The organism is Pseudomonas sp. Lb2C2, from assembly GCF_052112205.1.
Classification (GTDB): domain Bacteria; phylum Pseudomonadota; class Gammaproteobacteria; order Pseudomonadales; family Pseudomonadaceae; genus Aquipseudomonas; species Aquipseudomonas kilonensis.
In genome coordinates, this window is sequence record NZ_JAUTYW010000003.1 from 801,307 (window position 1) to 826,455 (window position 25,149).

General features: G+C 60.3%; 20 protein-coding genes. 7 read left to right on the plus strand and 13 right to left on the minus strand.

All coding sequences use genetic code 11. From position 1 onward, the window contains the following. Positions 1-24: 24 nt before the first annotated feature. Positions 25-378, plus strand: a complete 354-nt coding sequence (gene folB, locus Q7F16_RS11885; protein ID WP_018607238.1) for a dihydroneopterin aldolase — start codon at positions 25-27, stop codon at positions 376-378. Then, positions 369-887, plus strand: a complete 519-nt coding sequence (gene folK, locus Q7F16_RS11890; RefSeq protein WP_046064551.1) for a 2-amino-4-hydroxy-6-hydroxymethyldihydropteridine diphosphokinase — start codon at positions 369-371, stop codon at positions 885-887. Before folB ends, folK begins: the two co-directional genes overlap by 10 nt. A gap of 150 nt (positions 888-1,037) precedes the next feature. On the opposite strand, the gene Q7F16_RS11895 is transcribed toward folK, so the two are convergent. The 12 genes from Q7F16_RS11895 to ltrA all read right to left on the minus strand — a co-directional run bounded on the left by Q7F16_RS11895 (position 1,038) and on the right by ltrA (position 16,985). Then, a complete protein-coding gene (locus tag Q7F16_RS11895; protein WP_409555828.1) occupies positions 1,038-2,264 on the minus strand; it encodes a multifunctional CCA addition/repair protein in 1,227 nt (408 codons plus the stop codon). Positions 2,265-2,327: 63 nt separating this feature from the next. After that, entirely contained in the window at positions 2,328-3,893 is a 1,566-nt protein-coding gene (locus tag Q7F16_RS11900; RefSeq protein WP_014340518.1) for a SpoVR family protein, read from the minus strand. Continuing rightward, entirely contained in the window at positions 3,890-5,161 is a 1,272-nt protein-coding gene (locus Q7F16_RS11905; protein WP_018607231.1) for a YeaH/YhbH family protein, read from the minus strand. Before Q7F16_RS11905 ends, Q7F16_RS11900 begins: the two co-directional genes overlap by 4 nt. Before the next feature lie 112 nt (positions 5,162-5,273). After that, a complete protein-coding gene (locus tag Q7F16_RS11910; protein WP_014340516.1) occupies positions 5,274-7,196 on the minus strand; it encodes a PrkA family serine protein kinase in 1,923 nt (640 codons plus the stop codon). 299 nt (positions 7,197-7,495) lie between these two features. Beyond that, positions 7,496-7,825 (minus strand): thiosulfate sulfurtransferase GlpE, encoded by a 330-nt coding sequence (gene glpE / locus Q7F16_RS11915; protein WP_014340515.1) that lies wholly within the window; start codon positions 7,823-7,825, stop codon positions 7,496-7,498. 33 nt (positions 7,826-7,858) lie between these two features. Beyond that, on the minus strand, positions 7,859-8,734 hold the full coding sequence (locus Q7F16_RS11920; RefSeq protein ID WP_409555829.1) for a symmetrical bis(5'-nucleosyl)-tetraphosphatase: 876 nt from the start codon (positions 8,732-8,734) through the stop codon (positions 7,859-7,861). Next, a complete protein-coding gene (gene apaG / locus Q7F16_RS11925) occupies positions 8,734-9,114 on the minus strand; it encodes a Co2+/Mg2+ efflux protein ApaG (RefSeq protein WP_046064555.1) in 381 nt (126 codons plus the stop codon). The genes Q7F16_RS11920 and apaG overlap by 1 nt, the downstream gene beginning before the upstream one ends. Before the next feature lie 115 nt (positions 9,115-9,229). After that, on the minus strand, positions 9,230-10,048 hold the full coding sequence (rsmA, locus tag Q7F16_RS11930; RefSeq protein WP_409555830.1) for a 16S rRNA (adenine(1518)-N(6)/adenine(1519)-N(6))-dimethyltransferase RsmA: 819 nt from the start codon (positions 10,046-10,048) through the stop codon (positions 9,230-9,232). Next, positions 10,045-11,034 carry a 4-hydroxythreonine-4-phosphate dehydrogenase PdxA gene (gene pdxA, locus Q7F16_RS11935; protein ID WP_079302816.1) on the minus strand — a complete coding sequence of 330 codons (990 nt, stop codon included), beginning with the start codon at positions 11,032-11,034 and terminating at the stop codon, positions 10,045-10,047. The genes rsmA and pdxA overlap by 4 nt, the downstream gene beginning before the upstream one ends. After that, positions 11,031-12,347 (minus strand): peptidylprolyl isomerase SurA, encoded by a 1,317-nt coding sequence (surA, locus tag Q7F16_RS11940; RefSeq protein WP_152667581.1) that lies wholly within the window; start codon positions 12,345-12,347, stop codon positions 11,031-11,033. Before surA ends, pdxA begins: the two co-directional genes overlap by 4 nt. Next, complete coding sequence (locus tag Q7F16_RS11945) at positions 12,328-15,126, minus strand: LPS-assembly protein LptD (protein ID WP_046064558.1); 2,799 nt, start codon at positions 15,124-15,126, stop codon at positions 12,328-12,330. Before Q7F16_RS11945 ends, surA begins: the two co-directional genes overlap by 20 nt. A 155-nt stretch (positions 15,127-15,281) precedes the next feature. Further along, a complete protein-coding gene (gene ltrA, locus Q7F16_RS11950) occupies positions 15,282-16,985 on the minus strand; it encodes a group II intron reverse transcriptase/maturase (RefSeq protein ID WP_409555831.1) in 1,704 nt (567 codons plus the stop codon). A gap of 1,129 nt (positions 16,986-18,114) precedes the next feature. On the opposite strand from ltrA, the gene Q7F16_RS11955 reads away from it, so the two are divergent. Genes Q7F16_RS11955 through Q7F16_RS11965 form a run of 3 tightly spaced genes read left to right on the plus strand, consistent with a single transcriptional unit; the run spans position 18,115 to position 20,577 of the window. Beyond that, a complete protein-coding gene (locus tag Q7F16_RS11955; protein ID WP_409555832.1) occupies positions 18,115-19,140 on the plus strand; it encodes an aminoglycoside phosphotransferase family protein in 1,026 nt (341 codons plus the stop codon). Beyond that, the gene (gene murU / locus Q7F16_RS11960) at positions 19,137-19,808 is read left to right on the plus strand and encodes an N-acetylmuramate alpha-1-phosphate uridylyltransferase MurU (protein WP_046064561.1); all 672 of its coding nucleotides are present in this window, start codon (positions 19,137-19,139) and stop codon (positions 19,806-19,808) included. Before Q7F16_RS11955 ends, murU begins: the two co-directional genes overlap by 4 nt. A gap of 1 nt (position 19,809) precedes the next feature. Next, the gene (locus tag Q7F16_RS11965) at positions 19,810-20,577 is read left to right on the plus strand and encodes a TerB family tellurite resistance protein (RefSeq protein WP_041476175.1); all 768 of its coding nucleotides are present in this window, start codon (positions 19,810-19,812) and stop codon (positions 20,575-20,577) included. Between the two features lie 66 nt (positions 20,578-20,643). Here Q7F16_RS11965 and Q7F16_RS11970 read toward each other — a convergent pair whose 3' ends face one another. Further along, a complete protein-coding gene (locus Q7F16_RS11970; RefSeq protein WP_186652104.1) occupies positions 20,644-21,636 on the minus strand; it encodes an alpha/beta hydrolase family protein in 993 nt (330 codons plus the stop codon). A 74-nt stretch (positions 21,637-21,710) separates the two neighbouring features. Between Q7F16_RS11970 and Q7F16_RS11975 the strand changes: the two genes are divergently transcribed. Together Q7F16_RS11975 and Q7F16_RS11980 are read left to right on the plus strand one after the other, a co-directional pair. Further along, on the plus strand, positions 21,711-24,107 hold the full coding sequence (locus tag Q7F16_RS11975) for a PAS domain-containing sensor histidine kinase (RefSeq protein WP_409555833.1): 2,397 nt from the start codon (positions 21,711-21,713) through the stop codon (positions 24,105-24,107). A gap of 123 nt (positions 24,108-24,230) precedes the next feature. Continuing rightward, positions 24,231-24,860: a response regulator gene (locus Q7F16_RS11980; RefSeq protein ID WP_003206156.1), complete on the plus strand. Its 630-nt coding sequence runs from the start codon at positions 24,231-24,233 to the stop codon at positions 24,858-24,860. The last annotated feature ends 289 nt before the right edge of the window (positions 24,861-25,149 follow it).

The window sequence follows — 25,149 nt, forward strand, 5'->3', positions numbered from 1 at the left end:
TTGTCGTGCTGCGGAGAAGAGTGCTTGGACAGAGTGTTTATCGAGGGCCTGGAAGTCGACACGGTAATCGGTGCCTACGACTGGGAGCGAGGCATCCGACAGTGCCTGCGGCTTGACCTGAGCTTTGCCTGGGACAACCGCCCGGCCGCCGCGGGCGACGACCTGACGCTGGCGCTCGACTACGCCAGCGTGTCGTCGCGCATCCAGGCGTTTGCCGAGCAGGCGCAGTTCCAATTGGTCGAGACCTTTGCCGAGCGGCTGGCCCAGGCGCTCATGGATGAGTTCAAGATCACCTGGCTGCGTCTGAAAGTGACCAAGCCTGGCGCCGTGCCGGCGGCCAGTGGTGTTGGCGTGGAGATCGAGCGCGGATGTCGCTGACTCAGGTTTTTCTCGGGCTCGGCAGCAATATCGAGCGCGAAACCCATCTGTGCGCCGGTCTGGAGGCCTTGGCCGGTTTCCTGGTGGACATGCGCTGTTCGGCGGTGTTCGAGAGCCAGCCGGTGGGTATCAAGAGCGGGCCATTCTTCAATTTCGTGGTCTCGGCCTTCACGGATCTGCCGCTGATGGAGCTGGATCGTCGCCTCAAGTTCATCGAGGCGGACAACGGTCGCTATGCGCCGGACCGCAAGGGACTGCCGCTGGATATCGACGTGTTGTTGTATGGCGAACAGGTCGGCAACTTCGATGGGTTGATCCTGCCGCGCGCGGAAATCCTCAAGAACGCCTTCGTCCTGTGGCCTTTGTCGTTGATCGCGCCGGATCGAATTCATCCGGGTGTGGGCAAGAGCTTCGCCACGCTGTGGGAAGAAGCGCAAATCGACCAGGTGCTGGCGCCGGTGGCTTTCGAGTGGCGAGGCCAGCAGCTTACGCCGTCGAATCTGCTGTGAAGCGTCTGCCGCCATCGCGAGCAGGCTCGCTCCCACATTAGAATCTCAGCGGGCATATATTTTGTGTTCAACCGAGATCTACTGTGGGAGCGAGCTTGCTCGCGATGACGGCGGAACATCCAGCAAAAATGCAAACTGACACAACTCCCGTCAGCTCGCCGCTTCCTTGTAGGCCTTCAACACCCTGAGGCGCTCGCGCTTGATCGCCTCTCCCAGCTCCGGCCCCTTGAAACCCTTCTCCAGCAAAGGCTGCACAGCCACTGCACGGGCCGCTGCCGCTGCGCCTCGCAGATAATCAGCCTGTGGATAACTTCGCTCTTCAAGCCCTTTGCGCCCCCGGGCATCCATCTCGCAGGCTGCGATGAATTCCTCGAAGCGCTGAGGTCGACGGTACACATCGAAACTCTGCAGCAGCTCAAGCAAGGTCGACGCCTTGAGCTCCAGCGCCCGATGGCCATGGGTGTGGTATTGGCCGACCAGCAACGCGAGCTCCTGGCAGTCGCGGGGCGCCTTGAAGCGCTCGTTGACCGCTTTGATCAGCTTCAACCCTGTGTGCTCATGGGCGATGTGTCGCGGCCATTCGTGTTGGGGGGTCAGGCCTTTGCCCAGGTCATGGAGCAGGCAGGCCCAGCGGACTGTCAGCGGTTGTTGGTGCAGGGCGGCTTGTTCCAGCACGCTCAGGGTATGGACGCCGGTGTCGATTTCCGGGTGATGAGCCTCAGGTTGGGGCACGCCGAACAGTGCATCGACCTCTGGCATCAGGACCTTGAGGGCCGTGCAGTCGCGCAAGACCTGGATAAATACCTGTGGCTGTTTTTCCATGAGGGCGCGGGAAATTTCTTTCCAGCTGCGCTCGGCCGTCAGTGCTTCCAGCTCGCCGGAATCGCTGAGTTGGCGCATCAGTTCAAGGGTTTCGTCCGCCACCTTGAAACCCAGCGGAGCATAACGCGCGGCGAAGCGGGCAACCCGCAGGACTCGGAGCGGATCTTCGGCGAAAGCGGGGGAAACGTGGCGCAGCACGCGGGCTTCCAGATCGCGCTGGCCATGGTACGGATCGGTCAGGTTGCCATGGTCGTCTTCAGCCATGGCGTTGATCGTCAAATCCCGGCGAACCAGGTCCTCCTCCAGGGTCACTTCAGGGCTGGCATGGAACACGAAGCCGCCATAACCTCGGCCGCTCTTGCGCTCGGTGCGGGCGAGGGCGTATTCATCACCGGTCTTCGGGTCGAGGAATACCGGGAAGTCGGCCCCAACAGGGCGAAAGCCCTTGGCGAGCATTTCCTCGGCGGTGGCCCCCACCACGACCCGATCAATGTCGGTGACGGGAATGCCCAGCAGGCGATCGCGAACGGCGCCGCCAACTTTATAGATCTGCATAAAAAACCTCCGTTGGTCCGACAGGATAACCTTTGCGTCAGACGTCCGGAGGCGAAAACGGGATCAAAGATGAATGACGGCCAGGTCCAGGCGGCCATAGTCGCCTTCGGCTTGTTCGCTCCTGGGGGGCACGTGATGGGTTTTCATCACTTGGTCGCCTTGCAGGGTTTCCAGGTGGATGTCGAAACCCCAGAGGCGATGCAGGTGCTTGAGCACTTCGTCGGTGGAGTCGCCCAATGGTTTGCGGTTGTGCGCCTGGTGCCGCAGGGTGAGGGAGCGATCTCCGCGGCGATCGATGCTGTAGATCTGTACATTGGGCTCGCGATTACCCAGGTTGTACTGCGCTGCCAGGGTTTCGCGGATGATGCGGTAGCCGCCCTCATCGTGAATGGCAGGAACCAACAGGTCATCTTTCTGATCATCATCAAGGATGCTGAACAATTTTAGGTCGCGGATTACCTTGGGTGAGAGGTACTGCAGGATGAAGCTTTCGTCCTTGAAACTGCTCATGGCGAATTTAATCGCGGACAACCAGTCCGAGCCGGCGATTTCCGGGAACCAGAGACGATCTTCCTCGGTGGGGTTTTCGCACATGCGCCGGATGTCGCGGTACATGGCGAAACCCAGCGCATAAGGGTTGATGCCGCTGTAGTACGGGCTGTCGAAACCCGGTTGGAACACCACGCTGGTGTGGGACGTCAGGAACTCCATCATGAAACCGTCGGTGACCAGGCCCTCGTCGTACAGATCGTTCATCAGCGTGTAGTGCCAGAACGTGGCCCAGCCCTCGTTCATGACCTGGGTCTGGCGCTGTGGATAGAAATACTGGGCTATCTTGCGCACGATGCGCACGATTTCCCGCTGCCACGGCTCCAGCAGCGGCGCATGTTTTTCAATGAAATAGAGAATGTTCTCCTGGGGCTCGGCAGGGAAACGGGCATTGTCTTTTTCGTTGTACTTGTCTGCACCCTTGGGAATGGTGCGCCACAGATCGTTGATCTGTTTTTGCAGGTGCTCTTCGCGATCCTTCTGGCGCCGGCGTTCCTCTTCGGCGGAAATCGGATAAGGCCGCTTGTAGCGGTCCACGCCGTAGTTCATCAGGGCGTGGCAGGAGTCCAGCAGGTCTTCCACTGCGTCGATGCCGTGGCGTTCCTCGCACTGCATGATGTATTGCTTGGCGAACACCAGGTAATCGATGATCGAGCTGGCATCGGTCCAGGTGCGGAACAGGTAGTTGCCCTTGAAGAAGCTGTTGTGCCCGTAGCAGGCGTGCGCCACCACCAGGGCCTGCATGCAGATGGTGTTTTCTTCCATCAGGTAGGCGATGCACGGATCGGAGTTGATGACGATCTCATAGGCCAGTCCCATCTGGCCGCGGCTGTAGGATTTTTCGGTACTGAGGAAGTGCTTACCGTAGGACCAGTGGTGATAGCCCAGCGGCATGCCGACCGACGCATAGGCGTCCATCATTTGCTCGGCGGTGATCACCTCGATCTGGTTCGGGTAGGTGTCGAGGGCATACCGGTCCGCGATACGGCTGATTTCGCGGTCGTAGGCCTTGATCAGCTCGAATGTCCATTCGGAGCCGGTGGAAATGGGCTGGCGCTTCTGCTCTTTTTTGGCGGTCATGTCACTAACCTGCGCTGGAAGAGTTCACGGAAGACCGGGTAGATATCCCCGGCCGAGACCAGTTGCTGTTGGGCAAATGTGTCGGAAAAAGCTTCGGCAATCCGTTCATATTCGTACCACAAGGCCTGGTGTTCGCGTGGAGTAATTTCCACATAGGTGTAGTACTGGACGAACGGCATGATCTGGTTGATCAGGATGTCACGGCAGATCGGTGAATCGTCGTTCCAGTTGTCGCCGTCCGACGCCTGGGCCGCATAGATGTTCCATTCGTTGGCGGGGTAGCGTTCGGCCATGATCTCCTGCATCAGCTTCAGGGCGCTGGAGACAATGGTGCCGCCGGTTTCCCTGGAATAGAAGAATTCCTCTTCGTCCACTTCCCTGGCGCTGGTGTGGTGGCGGATGAACACGACATCGATCTTGTCGTAGTTCCGTTTCAGGAACAGGTACAACAGGATGAAGAAGCGCTTGGCGATGTCCTTGGTGGCCTGGGTCATGGAGCCGGACACGTCCATCAGGCAGAACATCACCGCCTTGGAGCTGGGGTTTGGCTGTTTCACCAGCAGGTTGTACTTGAGGTCGAACGTGTCGAGGAACGGTACGCGATGGATGCGCGCGCTGAGCTTCTCGATTTCCGCTTCCAGGTCCTGAATGTCGCCAAAATTGTCGGGTTCTTCGCGTTTCAGACGGGCAAGTTCTTCCTTGACCTCGCGCAGTTTTGCCCGGCTGCTGCCCGACAACGCGATGCGCCGGGCGTGGGCTGAACGAAGGGTGCGGATGATGTTGATGCGTGACGGATTGCCTTCATTGCTGATGCCGGCACGCACGGTCTTGAAGGTGTCGGTGCCGGTCAGGTTGCGCTTGACCAGGTTGGGCAGCTCCAGGTCCTCGAACATGAACTCCAGGAATTCCTCCTGGGTGATCTGGAACACGAACTCATCCATGCCTTCGCCGGAGTTGCCGGCCTTGCCGGGGCCCTTGCCGGCGCCTCCGCCCTGGGGGCGGGGGATGTGCTCGCCACTGGTGAACTCCTTGTTGCCAGGGTGCACGACGGTCTGTTTGCCGCCGCGACCATGGTGGAGCACCGGCTCGTCGATGTCGCGGCCGGGGATGCTGATCTGTTCGCCGTGTTCCATGTCGGTAATGGAACGCCGGCTGACCGCCTCTTCGACGGCCTTCTTGATGTGGTCACGGTAACGCCGCAGAAACCGCTGGCGGTTCACCGTGCTCTTGTTCTTGCCATTAAGGCGTCGGTCGATCACATAGCTCATAGGCCCCTCCAGGGGAGCTTCAAGTCGTAAGCCTCAAGCTGCAAGGGGTGTGGCGTCGAGCCTTGGGCTCAACGCCGTTCCCAGCAGTCTGTAGCTAGAAGCTTGCCGCTGCTTACTGCGATTTCCGGACCCGCAGATACCACTCGGAGAGCAGTCGTACCTGTTTGTCGGTGTAGCCACGTTCGACCATGCGTGTGACGAAGTCGTTGTGTTTTTGCTGGTCCTCCTTGCTGGCCTTGGCGTTGAAGCTGATGACTGGCAGCAGGTCTTCGGTGTTGGAGAACATTTTCTTCTCGATGACCACCCGCAGCTTTTCATAGCTGAGCCAGGTTGGGTTCTTGCCGTTGTTGTTGGCCCGGGCGCGCAGTACGAAGTTGACGATCTCGTTGCGGAAGTCCTTCGGATTGCTGATGCCCGCCGGTTTCTCGATTTTTTCCAGTTCCTCGTTGAGGGCCACGCGATTGAGTATCTCGCCGGTTTCCGGATCGCGGTACTCCTGGTCCTGGATCCAGAAGTCTGCGTACAGCACGTAGCGGTCGAAGATGTTCTGGCCGTACTCGCTGTAGGACTCCAGGTACGCCGTCTGGATTTCCTTGCCGATGAACTCGATGTAGCGCGGGGCCAGGTATTCCTTGAGGAAACGCAGGTAGCGCTCGCGGGTTTCGGCCTGGAATTGTTCCTGCTCGATCTGCTGCTCCAGTACATACAGCAGGTGAACCGGGTTGGCCGCGATCTCGTGGGGGTCGAAGTTGAAGACCTTGGACAGGATCTTGAACGCGAAACGTGTGGACAGCCCGTTCATCCCTTCATCGACCCCCGCGTTGTCGCGGTATTCCTGGATCGACTTGGCCTTCGGATCGGTGTCCTTGAGGTTTTCACCGTCGTACACACGCATCTTCGAATAGATGTTGGAGTTTTCCGGTTCCTTGAGGCGCGACAGCACCGTGAACTGGGCAAGCATCTTCAGGGTGTCAGGGGCGCAATGAGCCTTGGACAGCGAACTGTTGAACAGCAGCTTGTCGTAGATCTTCACCTCGTCGGTCACTCGCAGGCAGTACGGCACCTTGACGATGTAGATCCGGTCGATGAAGGCCTCGTTGTTCTTGTTGTTGCGGAAGGTATGCCATTCCGACTCGTTGGAGTGAGCCAGCAGGATGCCGGTGAACGGAATGGCCCCCAGGCCCTCGGTGCTGTTGTAGTTACCTTCCTGGGTGGCGGTCAGCAGCGGGTGCAGCACCTTGATGGGCGCCTTGAACATTTCGACGAATTCCATCAGGCCCTGGTTGGCCCGGCACAGCGCACCCGAATAGCTGTAGGCGTCGGCGTCGTTCTGTGGGAATTCTTCCAGCTTGCGGATATCGACCTTGCCCACCAGGGCCGAAATATCCTGGTTGTTTTCGTCACCCGGCTCGGTCTTGGCCACCGCGATCTGGTTGAGGATCGACGGGTAGAGCTTGACCACCCGGAACTGGCTGATGTCACCGCCAAACTCGGCCAGGCGCTTGGTCGCCCATGGCGACATGATGGTGCTGAGGTAGCGGCGTGGGATGCCGAAATCTTCCTCGAGGATCGCGCCATCCTCGGTGGCGTTGAACAGCCCCAGGGGCGATTCGAACACCGGCGAGCCCTTGATGGCATAGAAGGGCACTTTTTCGATCAGTTGCTTGAGTTTTTCGGCCAGGGACGATTTACCGCCACCCACGGGGCCGAGCAGATAGAGGATTTGCTTCTTCTCTTCCAGGCCTTGGGCGGCGTGGCGGAAATAGGACACGATCTGGTCGATGCATTCTTCCATCCCGTGGAAGTCTTCGAAGGCCGGATAGCGGCGAATCACCTTGTTGGAAAAAATCCGCGAAAGCCTCGAGTTGGCCGAGGTATCCAGCAGCTCCGGTTCTCCGATTGCCAGCAACAGACGTTCCGCAGCCGTTACATAGGCACTGCGGTCCTGCTTGCAGAGTTCGAGGTATTCCTGCAGCGAGTATTCCTCTTGCCGCGTGGACTCGAAACGTTGCTGGAAGTGGCTAAAAATGCTCATGACGTCACCTCGCTCGATACGTGGAGCCGGTGTCGGATCAATCAGTCGATGCTGGACAGCCGCTGGGAACCCAGTTGCCGTTTACCCCCCAGAATGCTTCCAAGAATGCAGGCTCCTGAAAGCTGACTCCCGATGACCCGCGCGCCGGTGTACCGGCTCTCCCCTGTTTTGGATGGCCTGAGGCTAAGGATAGTTCGGAATCGCGGAGGTAAAGGTGGAATACGTAATTAGTTATGGCAGACCGTTCGTCCGCCATCGCTCAAGCCCACGGTTCACGCGGGCTTGGACAGCATAAAAAATTATTCGTGATTGTCTTGCGCTGTTTCTGACGGATAAGTCGCACGCCACAACTCGAAACCACCGTCCAGGCTGTAGACGTCGCTGAAGCCTTGGCTGATTAGATAAGCGGCTGCGCTCTGGCTGGAATTGCCGTGATAGCAGACCACGACCGTCGGTGCATCTAGGTCGGCGGCACGGATGAAGTCGGCGATGGAATGGTTATCCAGGTGCCTGGAACCACTGATGTGCAAAGCCGCAAAAGTGGCTGGGTCGCGGACGTCGACGACGACCGCGCCTTGCTCGCGCAGGGCCTGGGCCTGTTCCGGGGGGATGCGTTTGAATTCGGTCATGAGGGACTCCTGTAGCCTGAAGCGCAACACCGGTCAGACGGCAGTGCCGGCCGGCAATGGTGCAGTGGTCGGGTGATGGGTTTTGGCGTGGCCCTGCTCATCGCAATCGCAACGCAGTTGCTCGCCGGTGTCGACGTTCATCAGCGTCATGGCGCTGCCCCACACGCAACCGGTATCAAGGGCGAAGACGCCGGGCTCGTCGCATTCACCTCCCAGTGCTGCCCAGTGCCCGAAAATGATCTTCAGGTTACGGGTCTTGCGCTCACCGTGCTTGAACCAGGGGGCATAGCCGGGCGGTGCGGTCTCGATGCCTTCCTTGCCCTTGAGGTCGAGCTTGCCGTCGCGGGTGCAGAAGCGCATGCGCGTGAAATAATTGGTGATGACGCGAAGGCGGGCGCTGCCGGTGAGGTTGTTGTCCCACTTGACCGGCTCGTTACCGTACATGCCGTCCAGGTAAGGGGCGAACAGATTGTCGTCGCGCAATGCCTGTTCGACTTCGCCGGCGCACTTGAGCGCCTTGCGCAGGGACCATTGGGGCGGGATGCCGGCATGGACCAGCGCCAGGTTGCGCGCCTCGTCGTAGTGCATGAGCTTTTGCTGGCGCAACCACTCCAGCAGTTCAACGCAATCGGGGGCTGCGAGTATTTCGTTCAGGGTATCGGATTTTTTCAGGCGTTCGATGTTCTGCCAGGCGGCCAGCAGATGCAGGTCGTGGTTACCGAGCACGCACACCAGCGACTGGCGGATGCCGTATAGAAAACGCAGCGTCTCAAGGGACTGCGGGCCACGGTTGACCAAGTCGCCCACCAGCCACAGCGTATCTTTTTGCGGGTCGAAGGCGACGCGCTCCAACAGGCATTTGAGCGGGTCGAGGCAGCCTTGCAGGTCGCCGACCGCATACGTGGCCATTAGTGCAGGGCTCCGGGCACGGCCAGGCGAAAGGGCTTGATGACGGCCTCGAAGCGTTTGCCGTCCTCGGCCAGCATCTGGTAGGTGCCCTGCATGGTGCCGACCTTGGTCGTCATCACTGTTCCGCTGCTGTAGCTGTGGCTGTTGCCGACGTCGATCAACGGCTGCTGGCCGACCACGCCTTCGCCACGCACTTCTTCGACATGGCCATCGCCGTCGGTGATGATCCAGTGCCGCGACAGCAGCCTGGCCGGCAAGGAGCCGTTGTTGTGCACGGTAATGCTGTAGGCGAAGGCGAAGCGGTCATGCTCGGGTTGCGACTGTTCTGCCAGAAAACGGGTGGTGACGCTGACGTCGACCTGGTAACGAGGATCGGACATGCAAAAAGGCCTTAAAAGCGAAGCGGGACGCGGGCGCGGCTCAGAAGATCAGTCTAGGCCAAGTATCGGGTAGTAGACCAGACTGGCGTACTGCCCGATAGCCATCGTCATCCGTTCAGTTGGCGTCGACTTGCGGGGCGATCTGTTCGCTGAGCTTGTCGGCCAGGCGCACGAAAGCGGCCAGGTCCAACTGCTCGGGGCGCAGGCTGCCATCGACGCCAGCGGCTTCGATTTCAGCGCTGCTGAGCAGCAGCTTCAAGGTGTTGCGCAGCGTCTTGCGGCGCTGGTTGAACGCTTCGCGCACCACCCGCTCCAGCAGGCGGTGATCCTTGGCCGGGTGCGGCAGGACGGCATGGGGTACCAGGCGGACGATGGCCGAGTCGACTTTCGGCGGCGGGTTGAATGCACCCGGGCCGACGTTGAACAGGTGTTCGACCCGGCAATGGTACTGGACCATGATCGACAAGCGGCCCCAATCGCCGCCGCCAGGGCCGGCGGCGAGGCGCTCGACCACTTCCTTTTGCAGCATGAAGTGCATGTCGCGGATCAGGCCGGCATTGCTCAGCAGGTGGAAGATCAGCGGCGTGGAGATGTTGTACGGCAGGTTTCCCACCACGCGCAGGCTGTTCGGCGCGGCGCTCAGGCTATTGAAGTCGAACTTCAGCGCGTCGCCCTGGTGCAGGCTGAAATTGCTCCTGCCGGCGAACTGCTGGTTGAGGATCGGGACCAGATCCTTGTCCAGTTCCACCACGTCCAGTTGCGCGCCGCTGTCGAGCAGGCCCTCGGTCAGGGCGCCCTGGCCCGGGCCGATTTCCAGCAGGCGATCGTCTGGCTTGGCCCGGATGGAGCGCAGGATGCGATCGATCACGCCGGCGTCATGCAGGAAATTCTGGCCGAAGCGCTTGCGCGCGCGGTGTTGGTATTGCTCGGTCATAAATGGGTCTCGGCCATCTGGTAGGCGGTTTCCAGCGCGACTTGCAGGCTGCCGCTATCGATCTTGCCGCTGCCGGCCAGGTCCAGGGCGGTGCCATGGTCCACGGAGGTGCGGATGATCGGCAGGCCCAGCGTCACGTTGACTGCCGCGCCGAAGCCTTTGTACTTCAGCACGGGCAGGCCCTGGTCGTGGTACATCGCCAGCACTGCGTCGCAGTGCTCCAGATATTTTGGGGTAAACAGAGTGTCGGCAGGCAGCGGGCCACGCAGGTCCATGCCCTCGCTGCGCAAGCGCTCCAAGGTAGGTTCGATGATGTCGATTTCTTCACGGCCCAGGTGTCCGCCTTCACCGGCATGGGGATTGAGCCCACAGACGAGGATGCGTGGCCGGGCGATGCCGAATTTTTCCTGGAGGTCGGCGTGCAGGATGCGCGTGACCCGTTCCAGGCGTTCCGGGGTGATAGCGTCGGCGATGTCGCGCAAGGGCAGGTGAGTGGTCACCAGGGCCACTCGCAGGCCACGGGTAGCGAGCATCATCACCACTTGCGCGGTGTGGGTCAGGTCCGCCAGGAATTCGGTGTGCCCGGAAAAGGCAATCCCGGACTCGTTGATCACACCCTTGTGCACCGGTGCGGTGATCATGCCTGCGAACGACCCGTCCAGGCAGCCTTCGCCTGCGCGGGTCAGGGTTTGCAGGACGAACGCGGCGTTGGCCTTGTCCAACTGCCCGGTGACGACCGGAGCACCCAGGGGGGTATCCCAGACATACAGGCTGTTGGCGGGCGCCGGGACGTCCGGCCAGGCCTGCGGTGTCACGGGTAACAGGTTGACGATCACCCCCAGCTGCGCGGCCCGCTCAAGGAGCAGGTCGCGACTGGTGATGGCAATCAGGGGATGTGGCTGGGCTTGCGAGGCGAGCAGCAGGCACAGGTCGGGACCGATGCCGGCTGGTTCGCCGGGTGTCAGCGCGAAACGCTTGGGTTTCACTGTGCTGCCTGGTCTGCACCAGGAAGTTTGATTTCAACGTAGGCTTCGTCGCGAATCTGACGCAGCCAGGTTTGCAGCTCTTCGTCGTATTTGCGGTTGCGCAATACGGTCATCGCCTGCTGTTCGCGAGCCTGGGTGGTGCTGTCAGTGGCGCGGCGGCCAAGGACTTCCAGCACGTGCCAGCCATAAGGGCTCTTGAACGGCTTGGACAACTGGCCTTGCGGCGTGTCGGCCATGACCTGGCGGAACTCTGGAACCAGTGCATTGGGGTCAACCCAGTTCAGGTCGCCGCCGTTGAGGGCCGACCCCGGGTCTTCCGAGAAATTCTTCGCCAGTTCAGCGAAGTCTTCGCCCGCTTCGATGCGGTCGTAGAGTTTCTCAGCCAGGCGCTTGGTCTCGGCTTCGCTGCGAATCTCGCTTGGCTTGATCAGGATGTGGCGAACATGCACTTCGTCACGGACCTGGGTTCCACCACCGCGCTTTTCCAGCACTTTCAGGATGATGAAGCCGCCTGGTGTGCGCGCTGGCTGGGTGATGTCGCCCACGGCCATGGCGCTCAGTTCGCGGTCGAACGGAGGCGGCAGTTGAGCGGGCTTGCGCCAGCCCATGTCACCGCCTTCCAAGGCGTTGTCGCTGCCTGACTTGGCAATGGCCATCTGACCGAAATCAGCGCCTTGCTTGAGTTGCTGGTAGACATCCATCGCCTGGCGATAAGCGCTCTGGATCGCTTCGGAGTTGGCGCTTTCCGGGGTCGGAATCAGGATGTTCGCCAAGTGCAGTTCTTCGGAAAGCTGCATCTTGCCCAGGTCGGAGGCGAGGAAGTTCTTCACTTCCTGCTCCGATACCTGAATGCGTTCGGCCACGCGGCGCTGGCGCACACGGCTGATGACCATTTCGCGGCGGATCTGGTCGCGGGCGTCCTCGTAGGAAAGGCCGTCGCGAGCCAGGGCGGCACGGAACTGGTCGATGCTCATGTTATTGCGCTGGGCAATGGTGCCGACGGCCTGGTTCAGTTCTTCATCGGTGATGCGAATACCAGAACGTTCGCCGATCTGCAGCTGCAGGTTTTCGACGATCAGGCGTTCGAGCACCTGCTGGTCCAGTACACCTGGTGGCGGCTGACCACCGCCGCGCTTGGCGATGGTTTGCTGCACTTCATGGACGCGCTGGTCCAACTGGCTCTGCATGACCACGTCGTTGTCGACGATGGCCACTACCTTATCGATGGACTGCACCGCGGCGTTCGCCGCGGTACCCAGGAACAGCGCGCCCAGCATCAGCGGGCGCAGACAATCAGAAAGCTTGGTCTTCACGTTCACGATAACCTTGAATGCCTTTGTCGAGGAAGCTCTCTACCTTGGCGCCGGTGAGGCCGCCGAGTCCCTTCAGGACAATTTGGAGGAAGATGCCGTGGTCGCCTTTTTCGTTTTCCGGGGCGGCTTGACTGAACTCTTCATAGTCGACCCAGTAACGGTTGATCAGGCGCAGTTTCCAGCAGCAGTTGTCGTATTCGAAACCACCAAAGGCTTCCAGGGTACGGTTGCGGTTGTAGTCATACTGCCAGCGGCTGATCGCGTTCCACTGCGGCACGATCGGCCAGATAACCGAGAAGTCGTGCTGCTTGATCTTGTAGTAGTCCTTCACGTAGCCAGGCGTACCTGGCGTGCCGTAGTCGCCTCCGCCCACGGACCATTGCCCCGTAGTCTGGTCGTAACGGACCTGATCGTTGCGATAGCGATAGCCCGCGTTGATGACCTTGTTCGGGTTGTCTTCCGGTTGGTAGTGGAACATCGCGCTGCCCGAACGGGGGCTGCGTGTGTCCGGGTCCCAGTTGTAGGTAGCGGTGGTCCGCCAGTCGCGGTTCCAGCGGTATTCGTACTCCAGGGCATAAGGCGATACGTCCGATTTGGCGTCTTCGCGAGTTCTGAAGTCGATGCCCGGCAACTGTACTTCGCGATCCTTGAAGTACAGGGCTTGGCCGACGCTGATGCGCTGGCGTTCGAAACCATTTTCTTCGATCCAGCGGCTGGTTACGCCCAGCGACAGCTTGTTCTCGTCGCCGACACGGTCGGAGCCCGAGAAACGATTGTCGCGGAACAGCGAAGAGTAACTGAAGGTGTATTCGCCGGTGTCGAAAACAGGGATATCGCTCTGGTCCTTCTCAGGTACGTAGAGATAGAACAGGCGTGGTTCCAGAGTCTGGCGATAGTTGGTGCCGAACCACTGGGTATCACGGTCGAAATACAGGCCGCTATCGATGCTGGCGATTGGGACGCCACGACTCTGGCTGCCGCTATAGGTACCGCGCAGACGATCAGCCTCGGCGGACTGTGCGGCGATCTGGGATTTGCCAGTGCCATCCAGGTCCAGATCGTATTGGGTGTACTGGTATTTAAGCGAAGGCTTAATGAAACCGTAAGTCTCTTCCATCGGCAGGCTCATGACAGGCGCCAGATTCAGGCGAGTGCCGTTAGCCCGCGCCAGTCCGCGAACGTTGGTGTCCAGCCGCGCCTCGGAGTTACCGTCTTCGTCGGTGTAGTCACCGGTCCGCAGATCACGATCGAACCGCACCAGCTCTGTCTTGTAAGCGAAGTCCAGGCCATACGGATGTTGCGGCAGTTCACCGATGAAGGTGATCTGAGGCAAGCGGTTGTAGGGCGTGATCTTCGAAATCGTCGCCATCTGATAGGCCTGGGCGTTCACTCGTGCCGTGTAGTTGTCGCCGCGATAGCTGACAGCGCCTTGCTGATTGACGTAATCGCTGGACTCGACGCCAATCTGATCGCTTTCAAGATCCTGGAAGTAGTACGGATCGCTGATCTTGGTGTAGTCGACTTCCGTCAGCACGCGCGAGTCGAGGCCGCCCTTGTGCTGCCAGTTGTACATGTAGCGGGTCTTGTCGTAGTCGCTCTGCCCGCTGCGCTCATCGTCTTCGTCGTTGAGGTACGCCGCGCCGAACTGACCTTCGCTGGACTTGGTCAGGTAGCGGAACTCGCCTTCCATCAGCAGACCGCGCTTGGCCATGTAGCGCGGGTACAACGTGGCGTCATAGTTCGGCGCCAGGTTGAAGTAGTACGGGGTGACCAGCAGGAAACCGGTGTCGCTGCTGCTGCCGATGGTCGGCGGCAGGAAGCCGGACTGGCGACGGTCGTCGATCGGGAAATAAATGTACGGCGTATACAGGACCGGGAAGTCCTTGACCCGCAGCGTCACGTTGGTCGCGGTACCGAAGCCGGTGGCCGGGTTCAGGGTGATGTTGTTGCCCTTGAGCGTCCAGGCGTTGCTGCCCGGTTCGCACGTGGTGTACGTACCGTCCTTGAGACGGATGATCGCGTTTTCGGCACGCTTGGCGTACAGCGCGTTACCCCGGATGCGCGACTTGTGCATCACGTATTCGGCGTTGTCGACCTTGGCTTCGCCGGTGTCCAGCTGTACATCGGCGTGGTCGCCGACGATCAGCGCACCGTTGTCGCGAACCCGCACATTGCCGCTCAGCTCGCCACGATTCTCGGCCTGATACAGGCTGGCCTCATCGGCCTCGACCTGCATGCTGCCCTGGCGCATGACCACGTCACCGGCCAGGGTCGCCACCTGTTCTTCCTGCTGATAGCGTGACGCCTTGGCGCCGAGGAAGGTGGGGGCGTCGCTCTTGGCGGTCTTGTCATTCATGCCAGGACGCGTCGGCTCGATATAGGCCCCCGCACAGTAAGGGCCGGTTTCAGCCAATTGCGCCGGGGTGAGGTTCTCTCGTGGAACCCAATCCAGGTGACTGTAGTCTGCACTGCGCGATTTCAGGCCACGGCCCTTGGCTTCGGTAACGAGCATCGGCTTTTCGCCGGCTTCCTCGCCCGAGCTGCTGTCGGCCGCAGCTGCGCCGCTGTCGGAAACCGCACTGCCGTCATGCACGGGACGCGGCGGCAACGCGGCGGCCGGTGTCTTGGGCGCACAGTCCCAGGCACCCGAAGCGGAGACGGAGCAGTCATACTGCTGCGCCGCGACGACGAATGAAGAGGCCAGGGGTTGCAGGGCCAGCAGACTGCCGGTGACCAGCAACGGAAATTTTTTACGAAACGCGGGGGATTTCAATGCCATCTTATTAGTCCGGGCTTCCTGCGTGCCATCTGCCCGCGGTGTGGGCCGCACGCCTCTCGATGGTCTGAAAGTTGGGTAGGAGCAGACCATTTCTGGCCTGCTCCCCCCTAAAAACCGTACGTGCGCCTTTCAGCGCATACGGCTCAAGTCTCTACTTAACCCCCGAAATCGGGAGCCGGTTTGTTCACTGTTAGCCCACGAGCATGAAGCTGCTGGTGGCAAATGGGATGCAATAGTACCCGGTTGCTTAGCGAGTCACCACCGCCTTGTGAGCGATAAATGATGTGGTGGTCGTGCCACCCCGTCTCCCTGGTTATCGGGTTCTTGCACAGTAAACACAGACCTTTTTGCGATTGAAACAGGTTTGATACTTGTTTACGGTATTTCAGCTTCCCGAGCATCCGGGACATCCGCAGTTTCTCGCCCATTTCCTCCATCGAAGGATCGAACGGGTTGTACTCCCCGCTGATTTTTCTGTGCCTCTCGATCGGCGTAGCCTCAAGGGTGTATAGCCTGATCTCCTCTTTGTCCCCAGTCTCTGTCAGTAACGTGGTGCAGAACACCCAGTTTCGACCCTCGATGAGTTGGAAATACTTCTTCCTGATCCAGTCGAGGTTTTTGTTCGGGTGTCGCCGTTTTGCCCAGCGCCATAGCGCTTGGAATATTTGAAAGTCCATGCGGCTGTACGCCTTCTTGGCGACTACTGGCTGGTGATAGAACGCCCAGCCTCGCAGCATCGGGTTCAGCAATCGGATCAGATCCTCTTGCGTCACCGCTTTGTTGGTGCTGATGACCTCCTTGGCCTTGCGATAGAACGCTTTCACGTTTTTCTTGCTCGGCTTGATCAGAAGCTTCCCGCCGTACTTGCGGAAATTCCAACCCAGAAAGTCAAAGCCTTCATCTATATGGACGACATGGGTTTTCTCAGGGGATAACTGCAATCCGCGCACCGCGAGGAACTGCTCCACCCAAGGTTTGACTTCGCTATCGAGCACCTCTTTCGATTCGCCAGTGATCACAAAATCGTCCGCATATCGCACTACATTGATTTTCAGCTTCTTGGCCCGTGTCACGCCCAGATCCAGATATCGCTTGAGCTGTGTTTCCAGGCCATCCAGCACCATGTTTGCCAGGGTCGGCGAGATAATCCCGCCTTGAGGTGTACCGGCATCCGTTGCCTGAAGCTGGCCTTTATGGATCACGCCTGCTTTCAACCATTTGCGAAGAACCATTTTGTCCGTAGGGACGTGGTGGATCAGCCAGTCGTGGTTGATATGGTCAAAGCAGCCCTTGATGTCCGCTTCCAAAACCCATTTGGCCGATAGCCTCTTGGACAGGCAAACGAACAACTGCCCCATCGCATCCGCCGTCGAGCGTTCGATCCTGAAGCCGTAGCTATTGGGATCACCCGTGGTTTCTGCGATGGGCGCCAGAGCAAGCAAGTACAACGCCTGCATTGCCCTGTCAGTCATGGTCGGGATGCCCAAAGGGCGCTCCTTTCCATTCGACTTTGGGATAAACACTCGCCGTAGCGGCCGAGGTTTATACCCGTGGCGCTTCAATCCATCTGCCGCTTTCCATTTGGCATCCGGTGTATCCCAGAGCACGCGGTCGACTCCCGCCGTGCGCTTACCCTGGTTTTCAGTGACTCGCCGTACGGCCAAGTATCTGGCCGAGCGTGAGCGGGTCAGCATCCGTTGCAAGGCTTTCACCCTGCGCCAGTTGCCTTCCCGACAAGCCTTCGCAATCCGTATCTGCATTGCCCGAACGTTCCGCTGAACGCGACACCAGTCGATGTCGTGCCATTGCTGCGGAACGTCGGAAGGCGCAGACACGGCCATTTGGCTGTGTTCTATCATGCTGCCTTCCTCTCAGATGACCCTGAGCAAAAGACGTACGCATCCCCTGATGGGGAGGGGCGCTCCCGTCAGGGTTGGACTATTGGAAGGTCCGGTATTTCTGGACCTCGAAGTTCATTGAAACAGGCTCAATCAGCATTCATGCGACGAAAGACCACGCAGAAGTCTGCCCGGTTTCCCGTGGGATAATGTTCCAATCCCTATCCGAACCATTACAGCCCGGCGTTCGCTTTCTCTGCGATCCCATACCCGCACAGCCAACAGTTCACCTTGCGGTTTACCTGCCCGAAGGCAGCCATACGGGCTTACCACGTTCCCTGACTGTCACACGACTGGTTTAGGACCTGCCTTTTCGCCGGAGGCTTGTGCAGCGACGTATTCCCACATCCCACAGGAATATCTGGCCTCGTACCTTTTGGTTCATGCCTGACAGCAGTTTGGGCATGGTTATCCTTACGGCGTTTATCAGCAGTTCACTTACGGTGCCCTTGCCGGTCAGCCTAGCGCCTCAACCCGGTACTGCTCCGAGCATCCATGATTTGCCTCGCAGCAAGATCACGCCCTGACGGGGGCTACATTGTCGGAAGAGCTTCATACCCCACCGTTACCAGTGACGCATGTCTTCCTAGGCTATCGTTGGTCGCACAACGAGTCCGCTACTGTTCAGTGACTGCAACAGTTGGACAATGACAGACAGAACTTTCGCTCATGTCTCCAGTTGAAATGGACAAGGACCGTAGGAAAACGGCTTGTCTGGGTGATGTTCCCCCTATTTGCAGAAGGAGGAACCCCTGCGGGGATTCTTCCCGTCAGAGTAAGGCCGTGAGGCCGATGTGATGAACTGAAGTAAGCACTCCCAGTCCGAAATTCGGACCATAACCACGCTTCCGAGCGCTAAGTGGTCTTGGGTTCGCTATTGCGCCGCAGCGACAACGAGTCTTTTTGAGCGAAGGACTCCTTGGGCGGTTTTGTTTCCCGAATTGGCTGCCGGGCTGTTGGTTCCTTTGCAAGAACCCTTCACGATGACTCCTCATCGCGAAGCTGGAGGCACGCTACGCGTGTCGCACAAGATGCTGGATAATAAAGCATGACCCGCTTGACGGCTCTAGCGCCGTCGGAGACCCTTGCAATGCCCGACCAAGATGTACGCTTGCAACACCTGAAAGTTTGGCTCGATGAACAACTGCCGATCCTTTTCACTCAACAGGGCTGGGGCACCGTACCCCCGGCCACGTTGACCGCCGCCAGCAGTGACGCGAGTTTCCGGCGTTATTTCCGCTGGGAAGGCGAGGGTCGCAGTTTGATCGTAATGGATGCGCCACCGCCCCAGGAAAACTGCAAACCCTTCGTGGATATTGCTTTTTTGCTGGCGAAATCCGGCATTAACGTGCCAAAAATTTATGCCGAAGACCTCGAACGCGGCTTTCTTTTGCTCAATGACTTGGGCAACCAGACCTATCTGGACGTGATCAACGGCGAAAATGCCGACGATTTATTCCGTGATGCCCTGCAAGCTTTGTTGGCTTTCCAGCAACTGCCGATGGTTGCGCCGTTGCCGAGCTACGATGTCGCGTTGCTGCGCCGGGAGCTGGAACTGTTCCCCGAGTGGTACGTCAAGCGCGAGCTGGGTATCGAATTGGATTCGGCCCAGCAGCAACTCTGGCAGCAGGTCAGCGAGCTGTTGATCGACAGCGCCCTGGCCCAGCCCAAAGTGCTGGTGCATCGCGACTACATGCCGCGCAACCTGATGCTCAGCGTGCCGAATCCCGGTGTGCTGGACTTTCAGGATGCGGTCTATGGCCCCGTCACCTACGACGTGACCTGCCTGTTCAAGGATGCCTTCCTCAGTTGGCCCGAAGCCCGTGTGCGCGGCTGGCTGGAGAATTACTGGCAGCAGGCCGGCGCCCTCGGCATTCCCGTCCAGCCGGATCTCGAGGACTTCCTGCGGGCCAGCGACTTGATGGGCGTGCAGCGCCATCTCAAGGTCATCGGGATCTTCGCGCGCATTTGCCATCGTGATGGCAAACCACGCTACCTCGGCGATGTGCCGCGGTTCTTTGCTTATATAGAAGCGGTCATTGCCCGTCGCCCGGAACTGGCACCGCTCGATGAACTGCTGGGCAGCCTGCGGCAATCGGCCGGAGCAACGGCATGAAGGCGATGATCCTGGCGGCGGGCAAGGGCGAACGCATGCGGCCCTTGACTCTTACCACGCCAAAGCCGTTGATTCGCGTCGGTGGTGTTCCCTTGATCGAATACCACTTGCGGGCGCTGGCGCGGGCCGGGTTCACCGAGATCGTGATCAATCACGCCTGGCTCGGTCAGCAGATCGAAGATCACCTGGGGGACGGTTCACGGTTTGGCGTGAACATTCGGTTTTCCCCCGAAGGCGAGCCGCTGGAAACCGGCGGTGGAATCTTCCGGGCCTTGCCGTTGCTGGGCGATGAAGCGTTTGTGGTGGTGAACGGCGATATCTGGACCGACTACGATTTCAGCGTGTTGCGCAGGCCGCTAAAAGGGCTGGCGCACCTGGTGCTCGTCGATAATCCCGAGCATCACCCAGGCGGCGATTTCGTCCTGGTCGACGGAAAGGTTCACGATAGGCTCGCGCCTGCCGACAACCTGACCTATAGCGGCATTGCCGTCCTGCACCCGCGGTTGTTCGACGGTTGCTCGGACGGTGCGTTCAAGCTCGCACCGCTGTTGCGCGCGGCCATGGCCGAGGGGCGCGTCAGTGGCGAGCACCTCAAAGGGCATTGGGTCGATGTCGGCACCCATGAACGTTTGGCGCAGGTCGAAACCTTGATAGAAGCGAGCGGTTGATATGTGGTGGCCAGGGACTCTGATTGGAGCCGGGGCGGGCTTTGCCATAGCCAGCATCCCGGGGGCCATGCTTGGGGCGTTGTTGGGACAGGCGCTGGATCGGCGCCTGAACCTGCAGGGCTGGGCGCAGGTACGTGAGCGCCTGGGTGGACGCCCGGCGTTGCGCAACGATGAGTTGTTGTTTGTATTGCTCGGGCGGCTGGCGAAAAGTGATGGGCGTGTGGTCGATGGCCATATCCAGCAGGCTCGCCAGGAGATGCGTGCGCTGGACTTGAGCGAGTCGGCGCAGCGCCGGGCGATCGCGGCGTTCAACCGGGGCAAGTCCGGAAACGATCGCTTGCGCGGTTACATGCGCCGCCTGGCCGTCCAGCCCCATGCGGCTGAAGGTGTATTGCGCGCGTGTTGGCGGATGGTCTGGGCCGATGGGCGTGCCGGTGTCGCCGAGCGAGAACTGGTGACTCAATGGGGCCGGTGGCTGGGCTGGACGCCGCAACAGGTCCAGGCGCTGGCGTCCGATTACGAGCCGCAGAAACTGTCGCGGCCCAACAGTGGCGTGACCTACCAGGAAGCAATGCGCTTGCTGGGGGTTTCGGCCACCAGCGAACCGTCGCAGATCAAGCGCGCTTATCGTCGCCTGCTCAGCCGTCATCACCCGGACAAGATTGCCGGCAGCGGGGCAACGCCCTTGCAGGTGCGTGAAGCCACCGACAAAACCCGAGAGCTGCATAACGCCTATCGCTTGATTCGCGAGCGGCGGGATTTTCGTTAGCTTTATGTGGCAAGGGGGTAAATCCCCTTGCCACTGCAGTGCTTCACTTGAGGTGTGAGTCGGCCCTTACTCCCCCACCTTCTGCGGATTCAACCAACCCCGAACCCGACGAAACAGCTGCTCTTGCTCCGCCGCCTGGTTCGGCAGGGCTTTGAGGGACACCTGGCTGAAGGTCGAGCCTTTCAAGCGTTTGCTCGCCTGCAAGCGCTCCAGCGCCGCGTTGCGATCCAGCGGCTTGTCCATGTAGAAAATGTCGGCGGTCGCCAGTTTCAAGGTCGGGGTCAGTTCGGCCAGGGCTGGCTTGGCGGTAACCGGGGGCTGGGCGGCCACCATCACGAAGCGTTCGACTTGTGAGGGCTGCCTCTCACTCAAGTAACGTGCCGCCCAATAGGCGCCGGTGCCATGGCCCAGCAGCACGATGCGGCGTGCGCTTTGCTGCTCGGCGTAGGCCAGGGCTGCATCGATACGGGCGAAGATGCGCTCGGCGTCGGCCTTGGCGTGTTCTTCATCGGTTTGGGCAACGACCGGGTCTGCCGCATCGGCTTCGCCACCTGCGACCTGTTCGATCGGTGCCGCCGTGGTGGCGTCCGGTGCTGCGGCAGCGGTGTCGGCCGGCTTGGTCTCGGGCGGCGCTTCTACCACGCGCGGTGCAATGACGTCGCTTTGCAGGTCCGGCAGGGTGATACTCAGGCTGCTCCATTCGACATCGGGCAACTTTTTACGCAATGGGCCGACGACTTGAGGCCAGTCAGCTGTTTCGCCGGCGCCAGGGATTATGATGACGGCACCTTTGGGGTCGCTGGTGTTGGCCGGTTTCCACAGCGCCAGGAAGGTATCGCTGCCAGTCTGCAACTGTTGCTGTTCCTGGACCGGGACTTTTCGTTCAAGTGCGCTCGCTTCTTCCTGGCTACGCTCGAGCAAAGGCTGGCGCTCGATGGGTTTTTCTTCGGCAGGTTGCTCGGCGGCGGGGGCCGTTTCGCTGGCCAGTACAGAAAAGGCACTTGGCAGGATCAGCGACAGGCACAATGCTGGCAACGCCAGGCGATAAACAGAGGGCATCGGATATTCCATGACCAGAAGTATTTCCGGCAGCCTAATGGGTTGGTCAGTATTTGTCAGTGCATGAGACTTCGATGATGCGTTTTTGCTGCCTGTGGGTTATCGGCTGTTTATGGCTTCCCTTGATGGCGTGGGCCGCGCCCGCGCTGTCGGTGCACGGGGTGCAATTGAATGCAGGGCAGCGCCAATGGCTGGTGCAACATCCGCAATGGCGGGTTGGCCTGGTGTTGCAGGCGCCCTATGCGCAATACGACCGGCGCTTGCAGCGTTTGTCCGGCACCAACGTCGAGTTGATGCAATGGCTGGGCAAGGCGTTGAACGTCGAGCTGACCTGGCGCAATTTCCAGGATGTGACGCAACTGGAAGCCGCGGTGCGCGCCGGGGAGGTGGACATTGCTCCGGGCCTGACCCAATCCCCGGGCGGGCTCAAGCTCTGGCAGTTTTCCGATCCCTATATGCGCGTGCCGCAATTGATCGTCGGCGCGCAGAAGGGGGCCGAAGGGGTGGAGTTGGAAAAACTCGACACCCAGGCCCGGGTCGCGGTGCGCATGCCCAGCGCCATAGCCGATTACTTGCGCAGCAACTACCCGACGCTGAATCTGCAAGGTGTGCCGATGGAGCGCGAGGCCCTGCAATTATTGCTGACCCAGCAGGCCCGATACGCGGTGGTCGACGAGGCACAACTCGGGCGGCTGATGGTCGAGCCCGAATTCGCTGAGCTGGCGGTAGTGGGCGACATTGGCCTGCCGCAGTTGCTGAGGGTTGCCACGCGCCGGGACTGGCCGGAATTGGCCGAGATCATCGACAGCGGTTTGCAGGCGATCCCGGCCAAGGATCTGGAGCAACTGCACAGCCGTTGGCTCAAGCCAAAATACCCACGCCTGACCGAGACCCCGGGCTTCTGGCAGAACCTGACCTTGTTGATTCTGGTCCTGCTGCTCAGCAGCGTTGCCATCGTGTTCTGGCAGCGCCGCCAGCAACGCGCACTGGAGCGCCGTCTGCGAGCCGCGAGGGAGGACATCGTCCAGCGCGCTGCCAGCGAAGAAGCCTTGCGCCTGACGCAGTTTTCCATCGATCAAAGCACGGTCGGCATTCTCTGGGTCAATTGGGACAGCCACGTGCGTTATGCCAACCGAGCGGCTGAAACCATGCTCGGCTACGCCTCGGGCGCGATCATCGACCGCCCTTTGATCGACTTCGAGCCGGGCTTGCACATGGATCGCTGGCTGAACCTGTGGAAGCGCGCCCGGGCCAGTGACGACGGGCCGCAGAGTTTCGAGACCGAATGCGTGCGAGCCGATGGCAGCATCCTGCCGGCTGACGTTTCCCTGAGCTTCCTGCGTTTTCGCGACGCCGAATACCTGGTGGTCTACCTCAACGACGTGACCGAACGCCGACGTGCGCTGGCGGCGTTGCGCGAAAGCGAAGCGCGGTTGCAAGGCATCGCCGCCAATGTGCCAGGCCTGGTCTTTCGCCTGGAGCGGGCGCCGGTGACCGGCCAGATCGACTTTGCCTACATCAGCGAGGGCAGCGAAAGCCTGGTGGGTTATTCCCCCGCGACCCTGGCCCGCAGCGACACCGGGCTGCGCAGCCTGGTGCACCCGCAGGACAAGGCCGATTACCATCGGACCCAGGACCAGGCGCTGGACACTGACAGTGATTGGTCATGGCAGGGCCGCATCCTGACCCGCGAAGGCCAGGAGCGTTGGGCCGAGATCAAGGCGATCACCCGTCGTCTGGAAGATGGCGCCTACGTTTGGGACGGAATCGTCTGGGACATCACCGAAAGCAAGCGCATCGAGCTGGAACTGGCCAGCTCCCGGGAGCAGTTGCGCGAGTTGTCGGCGCACCTGGAAAGCGTGCGCGAAGAGGAGAAGGCGCGCATCGCCCGGGAGGTTCACGATGAGCTGGGTCAGATGCTGACGGTGCTGAAGCTTGAAACGTCCATGTGTGAATTGGCCTACGCGCAACTTGATCCGGGCCTGCATGAGCGGCTTAACAGCATGAAGCGCTTGATTGCCCAGTTGTTCCAACTGGTGCGGGACGTGGCGACGGCCTTGCGCCCGCCGATCCTGGATGCGGGCATTGCCTCGGCCATCGAATGGCAGGCCCGGCGTTTCGAGGCGCGTACGCAGATCCCATGCCTGGTGCAGGTGCCGGACAACCTGCCGGCCCTGAGCGACGCCAAGGCCATTGGCCTGTTCCGGATTCTCCAGGAAGCGCTGACCAATGTGATGCGCCATGCCCAGGCGCATACTGTAGAGCTGACGCTGGTTCAGGACGACGACGAATTGTGTCTGATGGTCAGCGACGACGGTGTAGGATTTATTGCCGATACGGGGCGGCCAACCTCCTTTGGCCTGGTCGGCATGCGTGAGCGGGTGTTGATCATGGGCGGGCAGTTGTCCCTGGAGAGTGAGCCGGGGGAGGGGACGACCCTGTCGGTGCGGGTGCCGTTGCATGAGGCCTGATGGGGTGGGTTGTCTGGGCGGGCCCAATCGCGAGCAAGCTCGCTCCCACATTGATTGAGATGTACACATACACACTGTGGGAGCGAGCTTGCTCGCGATGAGATCCTGAATCTGGAGAACAACGTGATCCGTGTACTGGTAGCCGAAGACCACACCATCGTCCGCGAAGGCATCAAGCAGTTGATCGGCCTGGCCAAGGATCTGGTGGTGGTGGGGGAGGCGAGCAATGGCGAACAGTTGCTCGAAACCTTACGGCATGTGCCCTGCGAAGTGGTGCTGCTGGATATTTCCATGCCGGGCGTCAACGGCCTGGAGGCGATCCCACGGATCCGGGCGCTGAACAATCCGCCGGCCATCCTGGTGCTGTCGATGCATGACGAGGCGCAAATGGCCGCCCGTGCCCTGAAGGTCGGCGCCGCCGGCTACGCGACCAAGGACAGCGACCCGGCCTTGCTGCTCATGGCGATTCGCAAGGTCGCGGCCGGCGGGCGCTACATCGACCCGGACCTGGCCGACCGCATGGTCTTTGAAGTCGGCCTGACCGACACGCGACCGCTGCACTCGCTGCTGTCCGAGCGTGAATTCTCAGTCTTCGAACGCCTGGCCCAGGGCGCCAACGTCAACGACATCGCCCAGCAACTGGCCCTGAGCAGCAAGACCATCAGCACCCACAAGGCGCGGCTGATGCAGAAGCTCAACATCACCTCATTGGCGGAACTGGTGAAATATGCGATGGAGCACAAGTTGCTCTGAGCTTCACCACTCCCCCTGTGGGAGCGAGCTTGCTCGCGATGGCGGCAGCACATTCAGTATTGATGTTGGCTGACACTCCGCTATCGCGAGCAAGCTCGCTCCCACAGGTTTTGTTTCGGCATATCCATTTGCGACACGCCCCAACAGCGCTTTTGCCCCTGCTTGCGGCGTGCCGCTGCCAACTGCCCGCTGTCCTTATCCAATCCCGCCATCCCTGTAGGGCAATCCCTACCCCGACTCTTCCATCCGGCTGAGGTGATTCTCTCCTGCGTCCCGATTTGCGCGGGCC

Coding starts and splice junctions, on each gene's coding strand:
- folK (WP_046064551.1), top strand. CDS start 369: ATGTCGCTGACTCAGGTTTTTCTCGGGCTCGGCAGCAATATCGAGCGC.
- Q7F16_RS11895 (WP_409555828.1), bottom strand. CDS start 2,264: ATGCAGATCTATAAAGTTGGCGGCGCCGTTCGCGATCGCCTGCTGGGC.
- Q7F16_RS11900 (WP_014340518.1), bottom strand. CDS start 3,893: ATGACCGCCAAAAAAGAGCAGAAGCGCCAGCCCATTTCCACCGGCTCC.
- Q7F16_RS11905 (WP_018607231.1), bottom strand. CDS start 5,161: ATGAGCTATGTGATCGACCGACGCCTTAATGGCAAGAACAAGAGCACG.
- Q7F16_RS11910 (WP_014340516.1), bottom strand. CDS start 7,196: ATGAGCATTTTTAGCCACTTCCAGCAACGTTTCGAGTCCACGCGGCAA.
- glpE (WP_014340515.1), bottom strand. CDS start 7,825: ATGACCGAATTCAAACGCATCCCCCCGGAACAGGCCCAGGCCCTGCGC.
- Q7F16_RS11920 (WP_409555829.1), bottom strand. CDS start 8,734: ATGGCCACGTATGCGGTCGGCGACCTGCAAGGCTGCCTCGACCCGCTC.
- apaG (WP_046064555.1), bottom strand. CDS start 9,114: ATGTCCGATCCTCGTTACCAGGTCGACGTCAGCGTCACCACCCGTTTT.
- rsmA (WP_409555830.1), bottom strand. CDS start 10,048: ATGACCGAGCAATACCAACACCGCGCGCGCAAGCGCTTCGGCCAGAAT.
- Q7F16_RS11945 (WP_046064558.1), bottom strand. CDS start 15,126: ATGGCATTGAAATCCCCCGCGTTTCGTAAAAAATTTCCGTTGCTGGTC.
- ltrA (WP_409555831.1), bottom strand. CDS start 16,985: ATGATAGAACACAGCCAAATGGCCGTGTCTGCGCCTTCCGACGTTCCG.
- Q7F16_RS11955 (WP_409555832.1), top strand. CDS start 18,115: ATGCCCGACCAAGATGTACGCTTGCAACACCTGAAAGTTTGGCTCGAT.
- murU (WP_046064561.1), top strand. CDS start 19,137: ATGAAGGCGATGATCCTGGCGGCGGGCAAGGGCGAACGCATGCGGCCC.
- Q7F16_RS11965 (WP_041476175.1), top strand. CDS start 19,810: ATGTGGTGGCCAGGGACTCTGATTGGAGCCGGGGCGGGCTTTGCCATA.
- Q7F16_RS11970 (WP_186652104.1), bottom strand. CDS start 21,636: ATGCCCTCTGTTTATCGCCTGGCGTTGCCAGCATTGTGCCTGTCGCTG.
- Q7F16_RS11975 (WP_409555833.1), top strand. CDS start 21,711: ATGATGCGTTTTTGCTGCCTGTGGGTTATCGGCTGTTTATGGCTTCCC.